Genomic DNA, 15,812 nt, shown 5'->3' on the forward strand with positions numbered 1-15,812 from the left:
TACCAAGATGGACAAAGAAGCACTGAAAGTAGAGCTAAAGGAGAAGATCATCAAATACTTAAATTTGATGGATATGAAACCGGAAGATATCAAGGATGACGAGCCGCTCTTTGGCCCAGAACTGGGACTGGATTCGATTGATTCTATCGAATTGGTAGTGTTGCTGGAGCGTGAATACGGAATCAAGATTAATAACCCTACCGAGGGAAGAAAGATACTCGTAGATGTCAATGTGATGGCAGATTACATTTTGGAGAATTCCCCTAAAATATGACCAAAGTCTATGTGACCGGTATTGGAGTGATTTCGGCGATTGGCAACAACGTAGCGGAAAATCATGAAAGTCTGGTGAACGGAAGAACAGGGCTAGCCAGAGATTCCCAATATTTCAATTCTAAATACACCAAGAGTCACCCTTTTGGCGAAATCAAAGCTTCTAATGATGAGATCGCCAAGGCAATATCTGTTAAAGACCTGACGGGCTTGACGCGTACAGACCTTATTGCATTCAAGGCATTTGAAGAAGCGATTCAGGATGCCGGGTTGACTTCAGAATTTCTCTCTCATTCAGAGACCGGGTTGATTTCTGGTAGTACGGTGGGAGGGATGGTTCTCACAGATCAGGTGTTCGAGGATAGCAATATGAGAGCCAAGTCCACAGAGTTTTTAGAATCCTATGACTATTGCTCACACACGCTAAGGCTAACAGAATATTTCAAAATCAAGGGAATAACCAATACGATCAATACAGCTTGTTCTTCATCAGCCAATGCCATCATGATGGGGGCTCGTCTGATCAAGTCCGGTAGAGCCAAAAGGATGATCGTCGGTGGGGCTGATAGCCTGGCCAAATTCACGGTCAATGGATTCAATTCCCTTCAGATTCTTTCGGATGAGCTTTGTCAGCCTTTTGATCAAAATCGAAAGGGACTGAATCTGGGAGAAGGGGCAGCCTATCTGGTTTTAGAATCAGAAGAAGTAGCAGATACTGAAAAAATATATGCGGAGGTGGCTGGCTATGGGAATAGCAACGATGCCTATCACGCTTCCTCCTTGTCCGAAGATGCAGTCGGCGTATTGGCCGCTATGGAAGGGGCTTTGGCGGAAGCAGGAGTATTAGCTTCAGAAGTCGATTATGTCAATGCACACGGCACAGCGACGGGTAACAATGACTTGACAGAGGTAACTGGATTTGATAAATTATTCAAATCCATTCCACCATTTAATTCAACCAAAAGCTATACTGGACATACGCTAGCAGCAGCAGGAGGTATTGAGGCTGTATTTAGTTTACTATCCATGAAATATGGAGAGCTATACCCAAGCCTCAATTGCTCGAAAGCCATAGAGCCGATCAACGAATTACCAATTATTCAGTTTCATTCCAATCAGAAGGTAGAGACAGTATTGTCCAACTCTTTCGGGTTTGGAGGGAATTGTACTTCATTACTTTTCAAAAAAGCCTGATCATGTATATCAAATCAGCCAAGGCGATATCACCTCAACACTCGATTGATCTCAAGTTGTTTGAGAATGAAATCTTAGCGCATGAAGGGACTAAATACTATGCTAGCGAGCCAAGTTATGCTGATATGATTCCACGAGCACTGCTTAGGAGGATGAACAAAGCGGTACGCATGGGGGTAGGATCTGGTCTGATGACTCTCAAGGATCAACCCGAAATGGATGGCATTATTTTAGGTACGGCCAATGGTGGGATTGATGATAGTTTCAAGTTCCTTCATCAGATATTGGAGTACGAGGAGGGGACACTGACACCTACCAATTTTGTGCAAAGCACACCAAATGCAGTGGCGGGTAGCCTGGCTCTTATGACCAAAAATACAGGCTATAACAATACTCATGTCAATTATGGTTTGGCCTTTGAGTCTGCACTTTTGGATGCGATGATGCTTTTTGAGGAAGGAAAAGCTCGTCACTTATTAGTCGGTGCATTTGAGGAGATCTCAGACCATAATTACAATATGGATGCTCAAGCAGGCTATTTCAAATCAGAATCTATCAAGTCCGAAGACTTATTGGGTTCCGGAACAGGGGGGACTGTAAAAGGTGAAGGGAGTTCCATGTTCATCATGAGCCAAGAGGCAGCTGATGCCAAAGCCCAGGTCCTGGATGTGGTTCAGCTTCAGTATGTCGATCAAAAGGAATTAATTGAATCCATTGATCAGCTGTTGTCAAAGCATCAATTGTCTACAAAAGATGTAAGCCTCATGATTGGGGCAAACGGAGACATACGAACAGACCATTGGTACCATGATCTGATCTCTGAAAGATTCTCCAATCAGAGTGTGTATACTTTTAAGCACCTAGTGGGTGAATATCATACCACTGCTGGTTTTGCTTTGTGGCTTGCCAGCGAGTTGTTGAATAGAGATACTGTACCTGCCGTACTTCTTTATCAAGGAGCACATGTCGGCACAGAACATCTATTGATATACAATCATTTTAAGGGCAAGCAACATAGTTTGATTTTGGTCAAACGTCCCAGCTAGGCATATACTGAGTCCGAAGCTTTATTGATTAGTGCCTCTAATTCATGCAATTCGAAGGGTTTTTTTAGAAATTCGGTTACCCCCAGGTTTTTGTAATTATTGAGGGTGTCTGCCTGCGTGGTGCCACTAATTACAATGACCTTCGAGCTGTCAAAGTTCGGTCCTGCTCCTGCCAGCACTTCCAAGCCTTTCATGTCGTGCAGGATGTTGTCCAGTGTAATGATATCAGGCTTTTGCTCTTTGATCAATTTGATGGCTTCCTTTCCGTTTTTTGCCTCACCTACTACCTGGTGCCCCATCTTTTTTACAACCAGGCTGATCAGGCCTATGCTGTAAACGGAATCGTCTACTATTAATATTCTCATACTCTCTGCTGTTTAATACAAAAATGATTTGATTGAACGAGAGAATCAATTCGTAAACTAGCCTAATTTTAGATGCTCTAAAGGCCTTGTATGTCGGTAAAATGCCTAATCGGTACCTAGTGGGTCTAGCTTAGTTTTGGTTGGATAAGCTTTGATTATATGAATTTACACGTTTTGTAATTGTATTATTCTAATAATTTCTGAAACGTGAGTGAAATCCGTTTTGGGGTGAGTTTATTGGGTAGATATAAAAAAAAGCACTGGAACATGGTTCACAGTGCTACTTGCCTTTTGAGTTTTTTTGAGTTTTATTTTGTCAATAACGACCCTGCTGCTTTTTCCAGAGCTTCTTCGAGCTCTTGTGGTTCAAAGGGTTTTTTGAGGAAACGTGTAATGCCGAATTTTTTATATTCTGCTAGGACACTTTCTTCGTACGAACCGCTGATGACAATAAACTGGTTGGGATTAAAGTCTCCCTCCAATTTGGCCAATACATCTGTTCCATCTATGTCATTCAACATATTGTCCAGGGTGACGATGTCTGGCTTTAACTCTTTGATCATGGCGGCTGCCTCTTCACCATTTTTAGTTTCGCCCACAACCTCATGACCTTTTCTCTTCACAATTAACCCGATTAGCGCTATACTATATACCGAGTCGTCTACTATTAATACTCTCATCCTTACTGATTGATTATTTTGGGCAAAAATGGGCCAACAGCCTATCCGGGACAATTGGTAATCTGCCCTAATTTCAAGTTTAGGACTTTAAAGCGCTGAATCAGTGAAACGCCTAAATAAATGTATATACATATAATAAGTCACAATTCACTTTGTTTACAAAGCAGTATTGTTTAAGAAAATAGGGGTTAGAAGAAGTCTATGGTTAGTCAATTGTGATCGATTAGGATGCCACACTAGTCGAAATATTCTCAATTGCTTCTGCCAATTGGGTAGGTTGAAATGGCTTTGTCAGGAACTCAGTAACCCCCATCAATCTATATGCTCCAAGCGTGACCGGGTTATCCGTACCACTGATTAGGATGACATTGGATTTGTCAAATTGTGAACCCAGGTTCTTTAAAACATCAATACCTTTCATGTCTAAGAGCGTGTTGTCCAGAGTGATAATATCAGGATTCAAATTTTGGATCATCTCTACGGCTTCTTCTCCATTTTTTGCTTCACCCACGATTTGATGTCCCATTTTTTGGATTACCAAACTGATCAACCCGATACTGTAAACCGAATCGTCTACTATTAAAATTCTCATAGCTGCTAAATGTTGTTTAATGCAAAATTAAATTTGATAAACAACTATTTCAATTAGTAAGTCGACTGAAATTTGAACCAGATTGAGTAAAAAATCTTATAGGTAAAATCACCTAGACGCAGGGTTGAGGAGGTACAAAAAAAGCACTTAGGTACCCTAAGTGCTTTGTGTATTGTTTGAGTAAAACTCGAATTAAAGCTCTAATGCATCATTCATTTTACGAACAGCAGCAGCACTTGCTTCGAATTTCGCTTTTTCTTCATCATTCAATTTGAAGTCAATTACTTCTTCCCATCCATCTTTTCCGATGATTACGGGTACACCTACACAGATGTCTTCCTGTCCGTATTCACCTTCCAGGTATACAGAGGCAGACATCAATTTCTTTTGATCTCTTACGATCGCTTCTACCACTGCAGCACCTGCAGCACCTGGTGCATACCATGCAGAGGTTCCTAATAGACCAGTCAATGTAGCACCACCAACCATAGTAGCTTTAGCTACTTCTTCTAATTTCTCTTCAGACAGGTAGTTAGATACCGGAGTAGAGTTGTAAGTAGCCAGGCGAGTCAAAGGAATCATAGTAGTGTCACCATGTCCGCCGATTACAACACCTTGTACATCGTTAGGGTTACAGTCAAGGGCCTCAGCCAGTCTGTATCTAAATCTTGAGCTATCCAAAGTTCCACCCATTCCGATTACTCTATTTTTAGGTAGTCCACTAGACTTAGCAGACAAGTAAGTCATGGTGTCCATTGGGTTGGAGATCACAACCAAAATAGCATCTGGAGAATGCTTGATCAGGTTTTCGGTTACAGTCTTAACGATACCTACGTTGGTACCGATTAGCTCTTCTCTAGTCATTCCTGGTTTTCTTGGGATACCAGATGTGATTACTACTACTTTAGAACCCGCAGTTTTGCTGTAGTCACCAGTTGTACCTACTACCTTGGTGTTGAAACCATTCAGCGTGGCGCATTGGTTAAGGTCCATGGCTTTACCTTCTGCAAAACCTTCTTTGATATCTAGAAGAACTACTTCATCTGCCAATTCTTTCATGGCACAGTATTCAGCTACGCTGGCTCCTACATTACCAGCTCCTACTACGGTTACTTTCATTTCGCTTTTATTTAGAATTAAAAGATTCTCTTGTGATTGTTTTCTGGAGCGAATGTAGTTAAAAAAATGCCTTTATGATAGTTAAAAGCCCTTTTATGAGCAAAATCATGGATTATTCTGATACACGCTTCCTAGCTGGAAAAAGCCGAAATTAGATTTGTACTCTTTGAACACATTATCAGTGTACTGATTGTACAATTCAGCGATGGAGGCCATGATTTTTCCTTTGATTTCAGGGTGGTTGTCCAGGATCTCAAAAATATTGATTTGGGGGATCACATACAGATCCGCCTGTTCAGAAATAACGAGGGTATTGTAAATGCGCTTGCTACCCTCAATAAAAGCATTGTCGCCAAAAGAATTGCCTGCGTACACTTTGGCTAATTCTTCGGTATTCCCTTTGATGTCGATGTTCATGGAGATTACACCGGATTTTACAATATAGAGTGCATGGCTAGGGTCTCCGCTGAAAAACACCACTTCATTCTGCTTGTATTTTCGCAGATACATGTAGGGGAGAAATAGAGCCAGTTCGTCGTGATTCAGCTTTTCGAATTGCTTGATGTTGGAGAGAAATGAAAAGATTTCCAATTCATTCTTACTGTACCTTTTTTTGAAGGGGTTATACATTTCTTTCCATTTTTATGATGAGCGTTCGTTTTGTGGAGTCAGTGATTTTGTAGCGGTCATCGATCCGATGTCCTGCTACCCAAATGATATCATTATTTGATTCGAATAATAGCACTTTGTTTTTCAAGTTTAGTGGAATTTTGGCATCAATCATAAAATCACTAATCTTTTTTTGTTGCTTCATCCCTAGTGGGTAAAATCGATCTCCTTCTTCCCAATTCCTTATTTTAAGGGGGAATTTGAGCAGGTCAGCATCCAAGTAAGCCAAATTAGGGTCGGTAGAGAATTCTGCAGCCAAATCAATGTATGTCAGGCTGAACTGTTGGTCTCCAATTTCTATTTTTTGGTCATCCGCCTGGATCCAACTTTCGATTTTTTCCTGATCAATCGGTGTGATTACCAGTTGATCACGGTCGACGATCAATTCTGACTGTTCAGAGGTAAATCGTTTGCCAGAATAACTACTGAGCGCTGTGATGATGGCTTTACACTGATCCAGATTGAAACCGTAAGGTCTGAGGATATCTTCTAAGATAACCAAGCCACCATTTTTAACATCCATCCAGCTCATGTCCAGCTTGTGCACATCGTTTTTTACCGAGGAGAATTTCTTCAAAATGGATTGAGTACGACTCTTGAGTAGGAGCTCTAGCGATTCGAATCTTTCTTGATTTTGTGCGTAGGTTTTTTCCAAACCTGGATTGATTTTTTTCAATTCAGGAATGACTAAATTTCTAATCCTGTTGCGGTGGTATTTGTTGCTCTCATTGGAGGCGTCTTCTCGCCAAATCAGCTTGTGCGCCTTGGCATAATGGAGGATTTCTTTTTTGCTAGCAAAGCTGAGTGGCCGAATCACCTTGTCTTTTTTCCTTTTTATTCCTCTGAGTCCGGCGATTCCGGTTCCTTTGGTAAAATTGAATAGGGCCGTTTCCAGGAGATCGTTGCTGTGATGTGCGGTCACCAGATAGCCATAGGCATGCGTATTCATCAGCTGTTCGAACCAGTCATATCTCAATTCTCTTGCAGCCATTTGAGTAGAGATTTTTTTTTGTTCGGCTACACTCCCCGTCTCGAACCGGATCGTATGAAAAGGAACCTGGTATTGATCTGCCAGGGATTTGACCAGTTCTTCATCTTTGTCGGATTCTTCTCCTCTCAACTGGAAATTGCAGTGTGCGATTGCGAATTTCTGGCTCATTTCTTGCAGCAGATGGCAAATGACAATGGAGTCTACGCCTCCGCTGACAGCCACTAGTAGAGAATCGGTATTCGAAAAAAGCTGATGCTTTTGGATGAATTGTTGAAATTGTGTGCTGAGATTTGTCACCTATTAAATTTTAGATCAAACTTAGGTTTTTTTCGTTATTCATACGAATTAGCTTTGCCTTCTACTAAATAGAATATGCGCAGAAAAATTTTCTTATTAATCCTGTTGGGATCCCTTCTAACAGCTCAGAGCATACAGGCTCAGCGCAAAGATAAAATTCGATACAAAGCCGAAAAGCTTACCAATGCACGTTCAGACGAGGGCGAGCGTTACAAAAAACTGATTGATCGAGTGGTTTTTACCCAAAATGAGACGATCGTTTATTGTGATTCGGCCTATTTCTTCACGAAGAGAAATGTGATGGAAGCCTATGGTCGAGTGAGGATCAAACAAGGTGATTCGGTGACGATCACTGCCAAAAAATTGATTTATGAAGGGGATTCAGAAAAGGCGCTGCTACGTGAAGATGTGGTTTATAGAAAGGGTAGAAAGCGACTTTATACAGATTTCCTGGATTACCATATGAATACGGAAGTGGCCGAATTCAAAAATGATGGTAAGTTGGTCGATGAACAAAATACCCTCACAAGTAGTTATGGTATCTACTATTCCAAAAGTCAGAAGGCTTATTTCTACAATGATGTATTGTTGGTATCTCCTGATTTTAACCTTCGAACAGATAGTCTGGAGTATTCTTCGTTTAGTAAGGTGGCCATTTCAAAAGGCCCAACTTACATAGACGACAGGCAAGGAACAACGGTCGATTCTAAAGGAGGAACCTATGCTACGACCAAGGAGCAAACGACTTTTGCCAAAGGGACAATTGAAACGAGAAATTATATCATTGTCGGAGATGATATCTTTATAGACGAGCTTAAAAAGTTTTACAAAGCGAAGGGCAATGTGGTAATGACATCCAAAAAGGATAATATTATCATTTTTGGCGATGAGGCTCTTTACAACAAGGAGGAGGGAATCAGCCAAGTCTACGGTAAGCCTGTGATGAAAAAGATCATGGAGGATGCAGATACTTTGTATATGTCAGCAGATACCCTGGTGGCTGTCGAGAATGTAGACAAAGACAAAGAAAGGGTTTTGGGTTATTACAAAATATTGATGTATCAGGATGGATTGCAAGGGCGATGTGATTCGCTGGCTTATTTTCTTTCGGATTCTACCATACACATGTACAAAGACCCGATTTTATGGAATGAAAACAGTCAAATGGTGGCAGACTCGATTGATCTTACATTCAAGAATGATTTGATCTATAAGATGAACTTGACGCGACAGTCTTTTCTTTCTTCTTTGGATACCATGGGTCAATACAATCAAATTAAGGGGCGCAACATGATTGGCCAGTTCGATTCACTCGGGATGATTCAGACCATGGATGTAGATGGAAATGGAGAGAGTCATTATTTTGTATTGGAGGGAGATAGTTTGTTTCTTGGGATGAATAAAATTTTCTGTAGTAGGATGCGTATTCGTTTTGAAAACAATAGCATGCAGAATATATCCTTTTACAATCAACCAGAGGCTCAGTTTATTCCGCCCATTGAGTTGATGTCTGACATGCATTTTTTAGAGGGCTTTGAATGGAGAGGGAATGAAAAACCTAGCAAAGAGGATGTAATTCAAAGAAACACAGCTATCCGTCCTGCTGATCCTTCAGATATTCCAAATCTTAATGACACAGCCCAGAAGATGAAGAAGAAATTGGATAAGGAAGTCCCTCCGGATCAACAAAGAGCAATAAAGCAAGAGGCCATGCAACGAAGGTCAAGATAATTGCATTTTAGTACGAAGAGGACATAGGATCGGACTCAATAAATAAGGATTTTACTATTAAGCACACTATATTTGCAGGCTTATGCGAAAAACAAGAGTTTTTGGGGTTTTTGTACTGTTTTTGGGGCTGATTGCGGCTACTTCCTGTAGCGAATTCAGGAAACTTCAAAAAAGTACAGATTGGAATGCGAAGTATCAGGCAGCTCTGGCATATTACGAAGAAGAAGAATATTATAAGGCAGGTACCTTGTTAGATCAGGTTTTGCCTGTGATCAAAGGTACAGTTGATGGGGAAAAGGCTACTTTTTATAGAGCCTACTCTTATTACCACCAAAAACAATACATCCTAAGTGCGAGTTATTTCGGTGATTTTGCAAGAGTGTATTCACGAAGCGAATGGGCAGTAGAGGCTTCTTATATGGAGGCCTATTCTTTATATCTCCAGTCTCCGGATTACAATTTGGATCAGCAAAGTACCTATGCAGCTATCAATGCTTTTCAGGTTTTTTTGAATAGAAATCCTTATACAGACTATACCGAGGATGCTAATAAAATGATAGATGAGATGCAGCAAAAGCTGGAGAAGAAGGCATATGAAAATGCTAAGCACTATCATAAACTGGAAAGATGGGAAGCTGCAAGAGTGGCTTTCGAGACATTCGAAAAGGAATTTCCAGATTCGAAATTGAACGAAGATGTGAAGTATCTGGCTGTGGACGCGGAGTTTAGTTATGCCCAGCAAAGTATACGCGCTAAACAAAAAGAGCGCTACGACAAAACCATTGAGCTTTATCAGGAGTTAGTAGATGAATATCCTGAGAGTAAGTATATAAAGGAGGCAGAAAAGATCTATATCGAATCTGTCCGTGAATTAGAAAAATTATCAATTTAGATCATACATATTATGGCAATTAATCCTTCAATCGAAACAAGAGATGTAGCTAAGCTTTCTGAGCAAACAGGAAATGTTTACAAATCAATTTCTGTGATTTCTAAGAGAGCAAGACAAATTTCTTCTAACGTAAAAGAAGAGTTGAACGGTAAGCTAGCAGAATTCGCATCTACTGTCGATAACCTTGAAGAGATCTTCGAAAACAGAGAGCAAATCGAAATTTCGAAGTTTTACGAAAGAATGCCTAAGCCAAGTAAGGTAGCTATCGAAGAATTCCTTGAGAAAAAGGTAATGTTCAGAGACGCGGATAGCGAAGAAGGCGGAATCAACGTATAAATTACCCTCATGGAGGGAAAAAAGATATTAGTAGCTGTATGCGGTAGTATCGCCGCATACAAGTCTGCTCTTCTGATCAGATTGCTGGTCAAAGCAGGGGCAGAGGTCAAGGTGGTGATGACACCATCTGCACAGTCTTTTATCACTCCATTGACCTTAGCCACGCTATCTAAGCATCCAGTGGCCACCCAATTTGTTAAAAATGAATCGGGTGAATGGGAGAATCATGTCGATTTGGGTCTTTGGGCGGACCTGATGTTGGTAGCTCCTGCTAGTGCCCACACCATAGCCAAAATGGCCAATGGAATCTGCGACAACTTGCTGGTCGCAACCTATTTATCAGCAAGATGTCCTGTAGCTATCGCGCCCGCGATGGACCTGGACATGTATCAACACCCATCCACGCTTGCCAATATTCAAAAACTCCAATCCTTTGGAAACCAAATCATAGATGCCGAACATGGTGAGTTGGCCAGTGGTTTGACAGGTACTGGCCGCATGGCCGAACCAGAAAATATTTTGGCTTTTGTAGAAAAGCTGTTTCAGTCTAATCAACGGTTTAAGGATAAAAAGGTAGTGATTACTGCTGGTCCTACCTATGAAGCGCTAGATCCTGTTCGGTTTATTGGAAACCACTCTTCAGGAAAGATGGGGCTGGCACTTGCACATGCTTTGGCAGATCAGGGAGCAGAAGTTCAGTTAGTTGCTGGGCCTGGGAAATATCCTATTGAGTCAGGGAAGGTATTCTTGACACAGGTTCAATCAGCCGAACAAATGTATGAGCAAGTGTCTTCAAAATATGGACAAGCAGACATTGCCATCTTTGCAGCTGCTGTTGCTGATTATCGCCCGGCCAAGATTGCGGATCAAAAGATCAAGAAATCGGATGGTAGCATGACCATCGAGTTGGTAAAAAATAAGGATATAGCCGCTGAGATGGGCAAACTAAAGTCTGATAATCAAATCAATGTAGGTTTTGCTCTGGAGACTGAAAATGAGCAAGTTCATGCCCAGCAGAAATTAGAAAAGAAGAATTTTGATTTGATAGTTTTAAATTCATTGAATGACAAAGGGGCTGGATTTTCGCATGATACCAACAAAATTACTATCTTCAACCGCCAAGGTACAGCCATTCCATTCGGCGTGAAAAGCAAGAAGGAAGTGGCCCTGGATATTGTGAATGCCATTTATGATTTGCTTTAAGAGAATTCTGTTTTTAATTCTGGTTACGGTTATCTGCTTTTCATTAAAAGCGCAGGAACTGGACTGTCGTGTTCAAATCAATGCTCAGCAGCTCCAAACCACCGAACGTAGGGTGTTTGATGAAATGGAGGATGAGTTCACTCGGTTTTTGAATGACAGGAAGTGGACCGAAGGTGAGTTCCAGAATAATGAAAAGATCAAGTGCGCGATCATGATCAATATGGAGAGCCAACCCGACGTGTCTAATTTTAAGGCAAGTGTTCAAGTATTGTCGATTCGGCCAGTCTATGGTACCAATTACGAAACCTCCATTATCAATTTTGCGGATCGTGATTTCAATTTTGAATACACCCAATCGCAGCCCCTCAACTATTCGGACAATGCCTATACTACCAATATCACTTCACTACTGGCTTATTATGCCTATATGATTTTGGCTTATGACTATGATACCTTTGAGAATTTAGGAGGAGATCGACTGTTCGAAAATTCGTGGCAATTGGTTGGATTGGCTCAGCAGGGTGGATATGGTGGATGGGATCAATTCAGTAGCGTGCGAAACCGCTATTGGTGGTCAGAAAATGCCCTGGATCAAGTGATGAAAGGGTTTAGGGAAGCCATGTACCTTTATCACCGACAAGGGCTCGATATTATGGCAGAGGATCCAGAGAAGGGAAGAGCTAATATTTTAGAAGCCATCAAAAAAATCAATCAGGTAAACCGAGCCAAACCGCGATCGATCATGGTGATCACCTTTATGGATACCAAAGCGGATGAGCTGGTCAGTGTATTCTCTGAGGGTAATATGAATGTTCGTCGGGAGGCATATGATATTTTGAAGACAATTGACCCATCCAGGGATGATGAATTCAAAAAGATTTTGACCAACTAGATCGGATTATTTTTTAGATTCGCTTTTCTTTCGTGGCTATCATTTTCTGTCTGAAAACCTTATGATTACGCATCTTTCTATAAGCAATTACGCCCTCATCCGCGAGCTCAATATCGAACCACACCAAGGTTTGAATATGATCACAGGCGAGACTGGTGCAGGTAAGTCTATTATGCTAGGAGCGGTAGGCTTGCTATTAGGAAATCGTGCAGATGTCAAAGCGCTGCTGGATAAGGAAAAAAAGTGCATAGTTGAAGCAGAATTTGAAGTCAAAGACTTGGGCCTCAACACTCTCTTTGAAGAACTGGATTTGGACTATGAAGATCATAGTATCATTCGTCGTGAGATCAGTCCTAAGGGCAAATCAAGAGCTTTTATCAATGATGTTCCAGTGACTTTGGATGTTTTGAAGGAGCTGGGATTGAAACTGATTGATATCCATTCTCAGAATGAAAGCCTCCAATTGAGTAAGAAAGAGGTGAAACTGGAAGTTTTAGATGACTTTGCTCAAAGCAAGAAACAACTGATTGGTTATCAGTCAGTATTTAGGCAATACAACCGTGTAGAAAGAGAACTCAATGATTTGCTAGAGCAAACGAAAAGTGCCAAGCAAGATGCGGATTACAAGAACTTCCTGTTAGATGAACTAGTCAAAGCAGATCTACAGTCTAGTGAACAAGAGGAGCTAGAAGAGGAGTTGTCGGTGTTGGAAAATGCCGAAGAAATTAAACTTCAACTTTCACAGATTTACAACGAATTTGATGGTCAGGACATGGGAGTCAATGATCGATTAAAGGAGGCTGTAAGTGCTCTGAACAAAATGGCTTCTTTTGGGAAGGAAATTGAAGGTTTAGGGGAGAGGTTGAGTTCTGCTGTGACAGAAATAGTCGATGTGATCGGTGAGATTAATGCTGTACAGGAAACCGTAGAACATAACCCTGAGCGTATTGCAGAAGTGAAGAGTCGATTAGATTTGATCTTTCAGCTTCAGCAAAAACACCAGGTCAATTCGGTAGGTGCCTTGTTGGATATCCAAACTAAGTTGGAGCAGGAGGCCAGTGGAGTGATGGATATGGACGAGAAGTTAGAGTCCTTGAAAACGGAATTGTCCGAGTTGAAGAAAAAAATGGTGCAGGAGGCGGAATCGCTTTCAGAATTGCGACGAAGCAAAATCGATACTTTCTGTAATCAAATTACCGAATTGCTGAAGGAATTGGGAATGCCTGATGGCTATCTGGAAGTGGCCTACAAGCGGGTAGATCCATGGAAGATGGGTATTGATGAAGTGGAGTTCTTATTCACTGCCAACAAAGGGATATCACCTGAGCCTTTGTCAAAAGTGGCTTCTGGTGGGGAGTTTTCCAGACTGATGTTTTGCGTCAAATATGTGCTGGCAAGTAAGACAGCCATGCCTACGGTCATTTTTGATGAGATAGATACGGGAGTGTCAGGCGAGATTGCTATTAAGTTAGCACAGTTGATGAAAAAGATGTCAGCCAATCACCAGTTGATTTCCATCAGTCATTTGCCGCAAGTGGCAGCCAAAGGCGATCGACATTATTTTGTCTACAAGGATAACCAATCAGATAAGACTCAAAGTGCAATCAAATTGCTGGACGACCAGTCTAGACTGGAAGCCATTGCAAAGATGATAGGAGGGGATAATCCGTCCGAAGTGGCCATCAATAGTGCACGAGAGTTAATAGGATAGAAATTAGAAAATGAAAGTCAAAGAATCTCATATCTTTGCCTCTCAAATAGCAATAAACGAACAATCAAATAAAATAATATCAAATGGCTAGTGATCTTTTAAAAGGAAAAAGAGGAATCATTTTTGGTGCATTGAATGAAGATTCCATAGCATGGAAAGTAGCCCAGAAGGCTAAAGAGCAAGGAGCTTCATTTACGTTGACAAACGCACCGATAGCACTCAGAATGGGAGCCATCAATCAATTAGCAGAAGAATGTGGGTCTGAAGTTATTCCTGCTGACGCTACTTCAGTAGAGGATTTAGAAGCTTTGTTTTCGAAATCTACAGAGGTTTTAGGAGGTAAGCTTGATTTTGTGCTGCACTCTATCGGAATGAGCCCTAACGTGAGAAAAGGAAAGGACTATGGAGACTTGAATTATGACTGGATGCTCAAGACCATGGATATTTCTGCTATCTCTTTTCACAAAGTAATGGCCGTGGCTGAAAAGCAAGATGCAATGAATGAGTGGGGTTCTATTTTGGCCTTGACTTATATCGCAGCACAAAGAACTTTCCCTGATTACTCAGATATGGCTCAAGCTAAAGCTATGTTAGAGTCTATCGCAAGAAGTTATGGTGAGCGTTTTGCCCGATTGAAAAATGTAAGAGTGAATACAATCTCTCAGTCTCCTACCATGACCACTGCGGGTTCTGGTGTGGGTGGATTTGACGTATTCATGGACTATGCAGATAAAATGTCTCCATTAGGAAATGCCTCAGCTGAGGCTTGCGCAGAATACTGTCTGACTTTGTTCTCAGATTTTACAAAAATGGTGACTATGCAAAACTTGATGCACGATGGTGGATTCTCTTATTCGGGAATCACAGATCGTCTGGTTGAGCAGTTGAAAAAATAATAGAATAGTCTGGAGTCGGTAGACCAGAGTTCTCATAGGACTCTGGTCTACCGACTGTTGACTCTTGATCCAACAATGATTGCCTTTCCCAATGCCAAAATCAATTTAGGCCTCAATATCCTCTCTCGTAGGCCGGATGGTTATCATAACCTTAGTTCTTGTTTTATTCCGATCGACTGGTGTGATGTACTAGAAATTGTTGAATCCGATCAATTTCAATTTCAGTCAACAGGTATACCCATCCCAGGGGATGAGAATACTAACCTTGTCATCAAGGCCTATCATTTATTGAAAGGTAACTATGATTTGCCTCCAGTCAGTATTCATCTGCATAAAGTAATTCCAATGGGAGCTGGATTGGGTGGCGGTTCTTCGGATGCTGCTTTTACCTTGAAGATCTTGAATGACTTATTTGATCTGAAACTACCTGTCACCGAGTTGGAGAAGTACGCAACTCAGTTGGGGGCAGATTGTCCTTTTTTTATTGAGAATAAAGCCAAACTGGTTGGAGGTATAGGGGAGGTTTTCGAGTCTGTTAACCTCTCTTTAGAAGGGTATCAGTTGCAAGTGGTTTTTCCTGGGATTCATGTTAACACGGGTCAGGCTTTTCAGTCCATAACACCAGAGGACCCGACTCATTGGCCAAAAGATGTAGTTATAAAGCCGGTGGATAGCTGGAAAGATAAGCTGGTCAATGATTTTGAAAAACCAGTTTTTGCAGCACATCCGGAATTGGAGGAAATCAAAGAGAAAATGTATGGTGAAGGTGCTATTTATGCTGCTATGTCAGGTAGTGGTAGTTCGATATTTTCGATTTGGGAGCATGATGCTGAACCTGTTTCCTTTCCATATCCGTCCTTTACACACCAGTTTTAGTAGTTCCTTTTCTTTTTTTGAGGCCGTTCGATGGATAGCTATTAATGAC

The 15,812-nt window shown here is 41.3% G+C and carries 17 protein-coding genes; 11 read left to right on the top strand and 6 right to left on the bottom strand.

All coding sequences use genetic code 11. From position 1 onward, the window contains the following. Window positions 1-7: 7 nt before the first annotated feature. The 3 genes from N7U62_RS22460 to N7U62_RS22470 are packed head-to-tail and all read left to right on the top strand — an operon-like array spanning window position 8 to window position 2,513. On the top strand, window positions 8-274 hold the full coding sequence (locus N7U62_RS22460; protein ID WP_264140361.1) for a phosphopantetheine-binding protein: 267 nt from the start codon (window positions 8-10) through the stop codon (window positions 272-274). Continuing rightward, on the top strand, window positions 271-1,467 hold the full coding sequence (locus N7U62_RS22465; protein ID WP_264140362.1) for a beta-ketoacyl-[acyl-carrier-protein] synthase family protein: 1,197 nt from the start codon (window positions 271-273) through the stop codon (window positions 1,465-1,467). The genes N7U62_RS22460 and N7U62_RS22465 overlap by 4 nt, the downstream gene beginning before the upstream one ends. A gap of 2 nt (window positions 1,468-1,469) precedes the next feature. After that, window positions 1,470-2,513 (top strand): beta-ketoacyl synthase chain length factor, encoded by a 1,044-nt coding sequence (locus N7U62_RS22470; RefSeq protein WP_264140363.1) that lies wholly within the window; start codon window positions 1,470-1,472, stop codon window positions 2,511-2,513. Here N7U62_RS22470 and N7U62_RS22475 read toward each other — a convergent pair. The 6 genes from N7U62_RS22475 to tilS form a co-directional block, all read right to left on the bottom strand. Then, a complete protein-coding gene (locus N7U62_RS22475) occupies window positions 2,510-2,878 on the bottom strand; it encodes a response regulator (RefSeq protein ID WP_264140364.1) in 369 nt (122 codons plus the stop codon). The two genes, N7U62_RS22470 and N7U62_RS22475, sit on opposite strands and share 4 nt — an antisense overlap. 308 nt (window positions 2,879-3,186) lie before the next feature. Continuing rightward, window positions 3,187-3,558 carry a response regulator gene (locus N7U62_RS22480; protein ID WP_264140365.1) on the bottom strand — a complete coding sequence of 124 codons (372 nt, stop codon included), beginning with the start codon at window positions 3,556-3,558 and terminating at the stop codon, window positions 3,187-3,189. 223 nt (window positions 3,559-3,781) lie between these two features. Next, window positions 3,782-4,150 (bottom strand): response regulator, encoded by a 369-nt coding sequence (locus tag N7U62_RS22485; protein WP_264140366.1) that lies wholly within the window; start codon window positions 4,148-4,150, stop codon window positions 3,782-3,784. A gap of 192 nt (window positions 4,151-4,342) precedes the next feature. Next, window positions 4,343-5,269, bottom strand: a complete 927-nt coding sequence (gene mdh, locus N7U62_RS22490; protein WP_264140367.1) for a malate dehydrogenase — start codon at window positions 5,267-5,269, stop codon at window positions 4,343-4,345. A gap of 105 nt (window positions 5,270-5,374) precedes the next feature. Next, window positions 5,375-5,899 carry a Crp/Fnr family transcriptional regulator gene (locus tag N7U62_RS22495; protein WP_264140368.1) on the bottom strand — a complete coding sequence of 175 codons (525 nt, stop codon included), beginning with the start codon at window positions 5,897-5,899 and terminating at the stop codon, window positions 5,375-5,377. Beyond that, the gene (tilS, locus tag N7U62_RS22500) at window positions 5,892-7,226 is read right to left on the bottom strand and encodes a tRNA lysidine(34) synthetase TilS (protein ID WP_264140369.1); all 1,335 of its coding nucleotides are present in this window, start codon (window positions 7,224-7,226) and stop codon (window positions 5,892-5,894) included. The genes N7U62_RS22495 and tilS overlap by 8 nt, the downstream gene beginning before the upstream one ends. A gap of 75 nt (window positions 7,227-7,301) precedes the next feature. Between tilS and N7U62_RS22505 the strand changes: the two genes are divergently transcribed. The 8 genes from N7U62_RS22505 to ispE all read left to right on the top strand — a co-directional run bounded on the left by N7U62_RS22505 (window position 7,302) and on the right by ispE (window position 15,763). Continuing rightward, entirely contained in the window at window positions 7,302-8,957 is a 1,656-nt protein-coding gene (locus N7U62_RS22505) for an OstA-like protein (RefSeq protein ID WP_264140370.1), read from the top strand. Between the two features lie 82 nt (window positions 8,958-9,039). Next, the gene (locus tag N7U62_RS22510) at window positions 9,040-9,849 is read left to right on the top strand and encodes an outer membrane protein assembly factor BamD (protein WP_264140371.1); all 810 of its coding nucleotides are present in this window, start codon (window positions 9,040-9,042) and stop codon (window positions 9,847-9,849) included. A 12-nt stretch (window positions 9,850-9,861) separates the two neighbouring features. Beyond that, window positions 9,862-10,185, top strand: coding sequence for a DNA-directed RNA polymerase subunit omega (locus N7U62_RS22515; protein WP_264140372.1), 324 nt, complete (start codon window positions 9,862-9,864; stop codon window positions 10,183-10,185). Window positions 10,186-10,194: 9 nt separating this feature from the next. Beyond that, complete coding sequence (gene coaBC, locus N7U62_RS22520) at window positions 10,195-11,388, top strand: bifunctional phosphopantothenoylcysteine decarboxylase/phosphopantothenate--cysteine ligase CoaBC (protein WP_264140373.1); 1,194 nt, start codon at window positions 10,195-10,197, stop codon at window positions 11,386-11,388. After that, the gene (gene porD / locus N7U62_RS22525; RefSeq protein WP_264140374.1) at window positions 11,375-12,280 is read left to right on the top strand and encodes a type IX secretion system protein PorD; all 906 of its coding nucleotides are present in this window, start codon (window positions 11,375-11,377) and stop codon (window positions 12,278-12,280) included. Before coaBC ends, porD begins: the two co-directional genes overlap by 14 nt. A 61-nt stretch (window positions 12,281-12,341) precedes the next feature. Then, window positions 12,342-13,991 (top strand): DNA repair protein RecN, encoded by a 1,650-nt coding sequence (recN, locus tag N7U62_RS22530; RefSeq protein WP_264140375.1) that lies wholly within the window; start codon window positions 12,342-12,344, stop codon window positions 13,989-13,991. A gap of 83 nt (window positions 13,992-14,074) precedes the next feature. Beyond that, complete coding sequence (locus N7U62_RS22535) at window positions 14,075-14,887, top strand: enoyl-ACP reductase FabI (RefSeq protein WP_264140376.1); 813 nt, start codon at window positions 14,075-14,077, stop codon at window positions 14,885-14,887. A 75-nt stretch (window positions 14,888-14,962) separates the two neighbouring features. After that, on the top strand, window positions 14,963-15,763 hold the full coding sequence (ispE, locus tag N7U62_RS22540; RefSeq protein ID WP_264140377.1) for a 4-(cytidine 5'-diphospho)-2-C-methyl-D-erythritol kinase: 801 nt from the start codon (window positions 14,963-14,965) through the stop codon (window positions 15,761-15,763). Window positions 15,764-15,812: the final 49 nt, after the last annotated feature.

It is taken from the genome of Reichenbachiella ulvae, from assembly GCF_025833875.1.
Taxonomy (GTDB): domain Bacteria; phylum Bacteroidota; class Bacteroidia; order Cytophagales; family Cyclobacteriaceae; genus Reichenbachiella; species Reichenbachiella ulvae.

Coding starts and splice junctions, on each gene's coding strand:
- ispE (WP_264140377.1), top strand. CDS start 14,963: ATGATTGCCTTTCCCAATGCCAAAATCAATTTAGGCCTCAATATCCTC.
- N7U62_RS22475 (WP_264140364.1), bottom strand. CDS start 2,878: ATGAGAATATTAATAGTAGACGATTCCGTTTACAGCATAGGCCTGATC.
- N7U62_RS22460 (WP_264140361.1), top strand. CDS start 8: ATGGACAAAGAAGCACTGAAAGTAGAGCTAAAGGAGAAGATCATCAAA.
- coaBC (WP_264140373.1), top strand. CDS start 10,195: ATGGAGGGAAAAAAGATATTAGTAGCTGTATGCGGTAGTATCGCCGCA.
- N7U62_RS22535 (WP_264140376.1), top strand. CDS start 14,075: ATGGCTAGTGATCTTTTAAAAGGAAAAAGAGGAATCATTTTTGGTGCA.
- N7U62_RS22505 (WP_264140370.1), top strand. CDS start 7,302: ATGCGCAGAAAAATTTTCTTATTAATCCTGTTGGGATCCCTTCTAACA.
- N7U62_RS22480 (WP_264140365.1), bottom strand. CDS start 3,558: ATGAGAGTATTAATAGTAGACGACTCGGTATATAGTATAGCGCTAATC.
- porD (WP_264140374.1), top strand. CDS start 11,375: ATGATTTGCTTTAAGAGAATTCTGTTTTTAATTCTGGTTACGGTTATC.
- recN (WP_264140375.1), top strand. CDS start 12,342: ATGATTACGCATCTTTCTATAAGCAATTACGCCCTCATCCGCGAGCTC.
- mdh (WP_264140367.1), bottom strand. CDS start 5,269: ATGAAAGTAACCGTAGTAGGAGCTGGTAATGTAGGAGCCAGCGTAGCT.
- N7U62_RS22515 (WP_264140372.1), top strand. CDS start 9,862: ATGGCAATTAATCCTTCAATCGAAACAAGAGATGTAGCTAAGCTTTCT.
- N7U62_RS22510 (WP_264140371.1), top strand. CDS start 9,040: ATGCGAAAAACAAGAGTTTTTGGGGTTTTTGTACTGTTTTTGGGGCTG.
- N7U62_RS22485 (WP_264140366.1), bottom strand. CDS start 4,150: ATGAGAATTTTAATAGTAGACGATTCGGTTTACAGTATCGGGTTGATC.
- N7U62_RS22495 (WP_264140368.1), bottom strand. CDS start 5,899: ATGTATAACCCCTTCAAAAAAAGGTACAGTAAGAATGAATTGGAAATC.
- N7U62_RS22465 (WP_264140362.1), top strand. CDS start 271: ATGACCAAAGTCTATGTGACCGGTATTGGAGTGATTTCGGCGATTGGC.
- N7U62_RS22470 (WP_264140363.1), top strand. CDS start 1,470: ATGTATATCAAATCAGCCAAGGCGATATCACCTCAACACTCGATTGAT.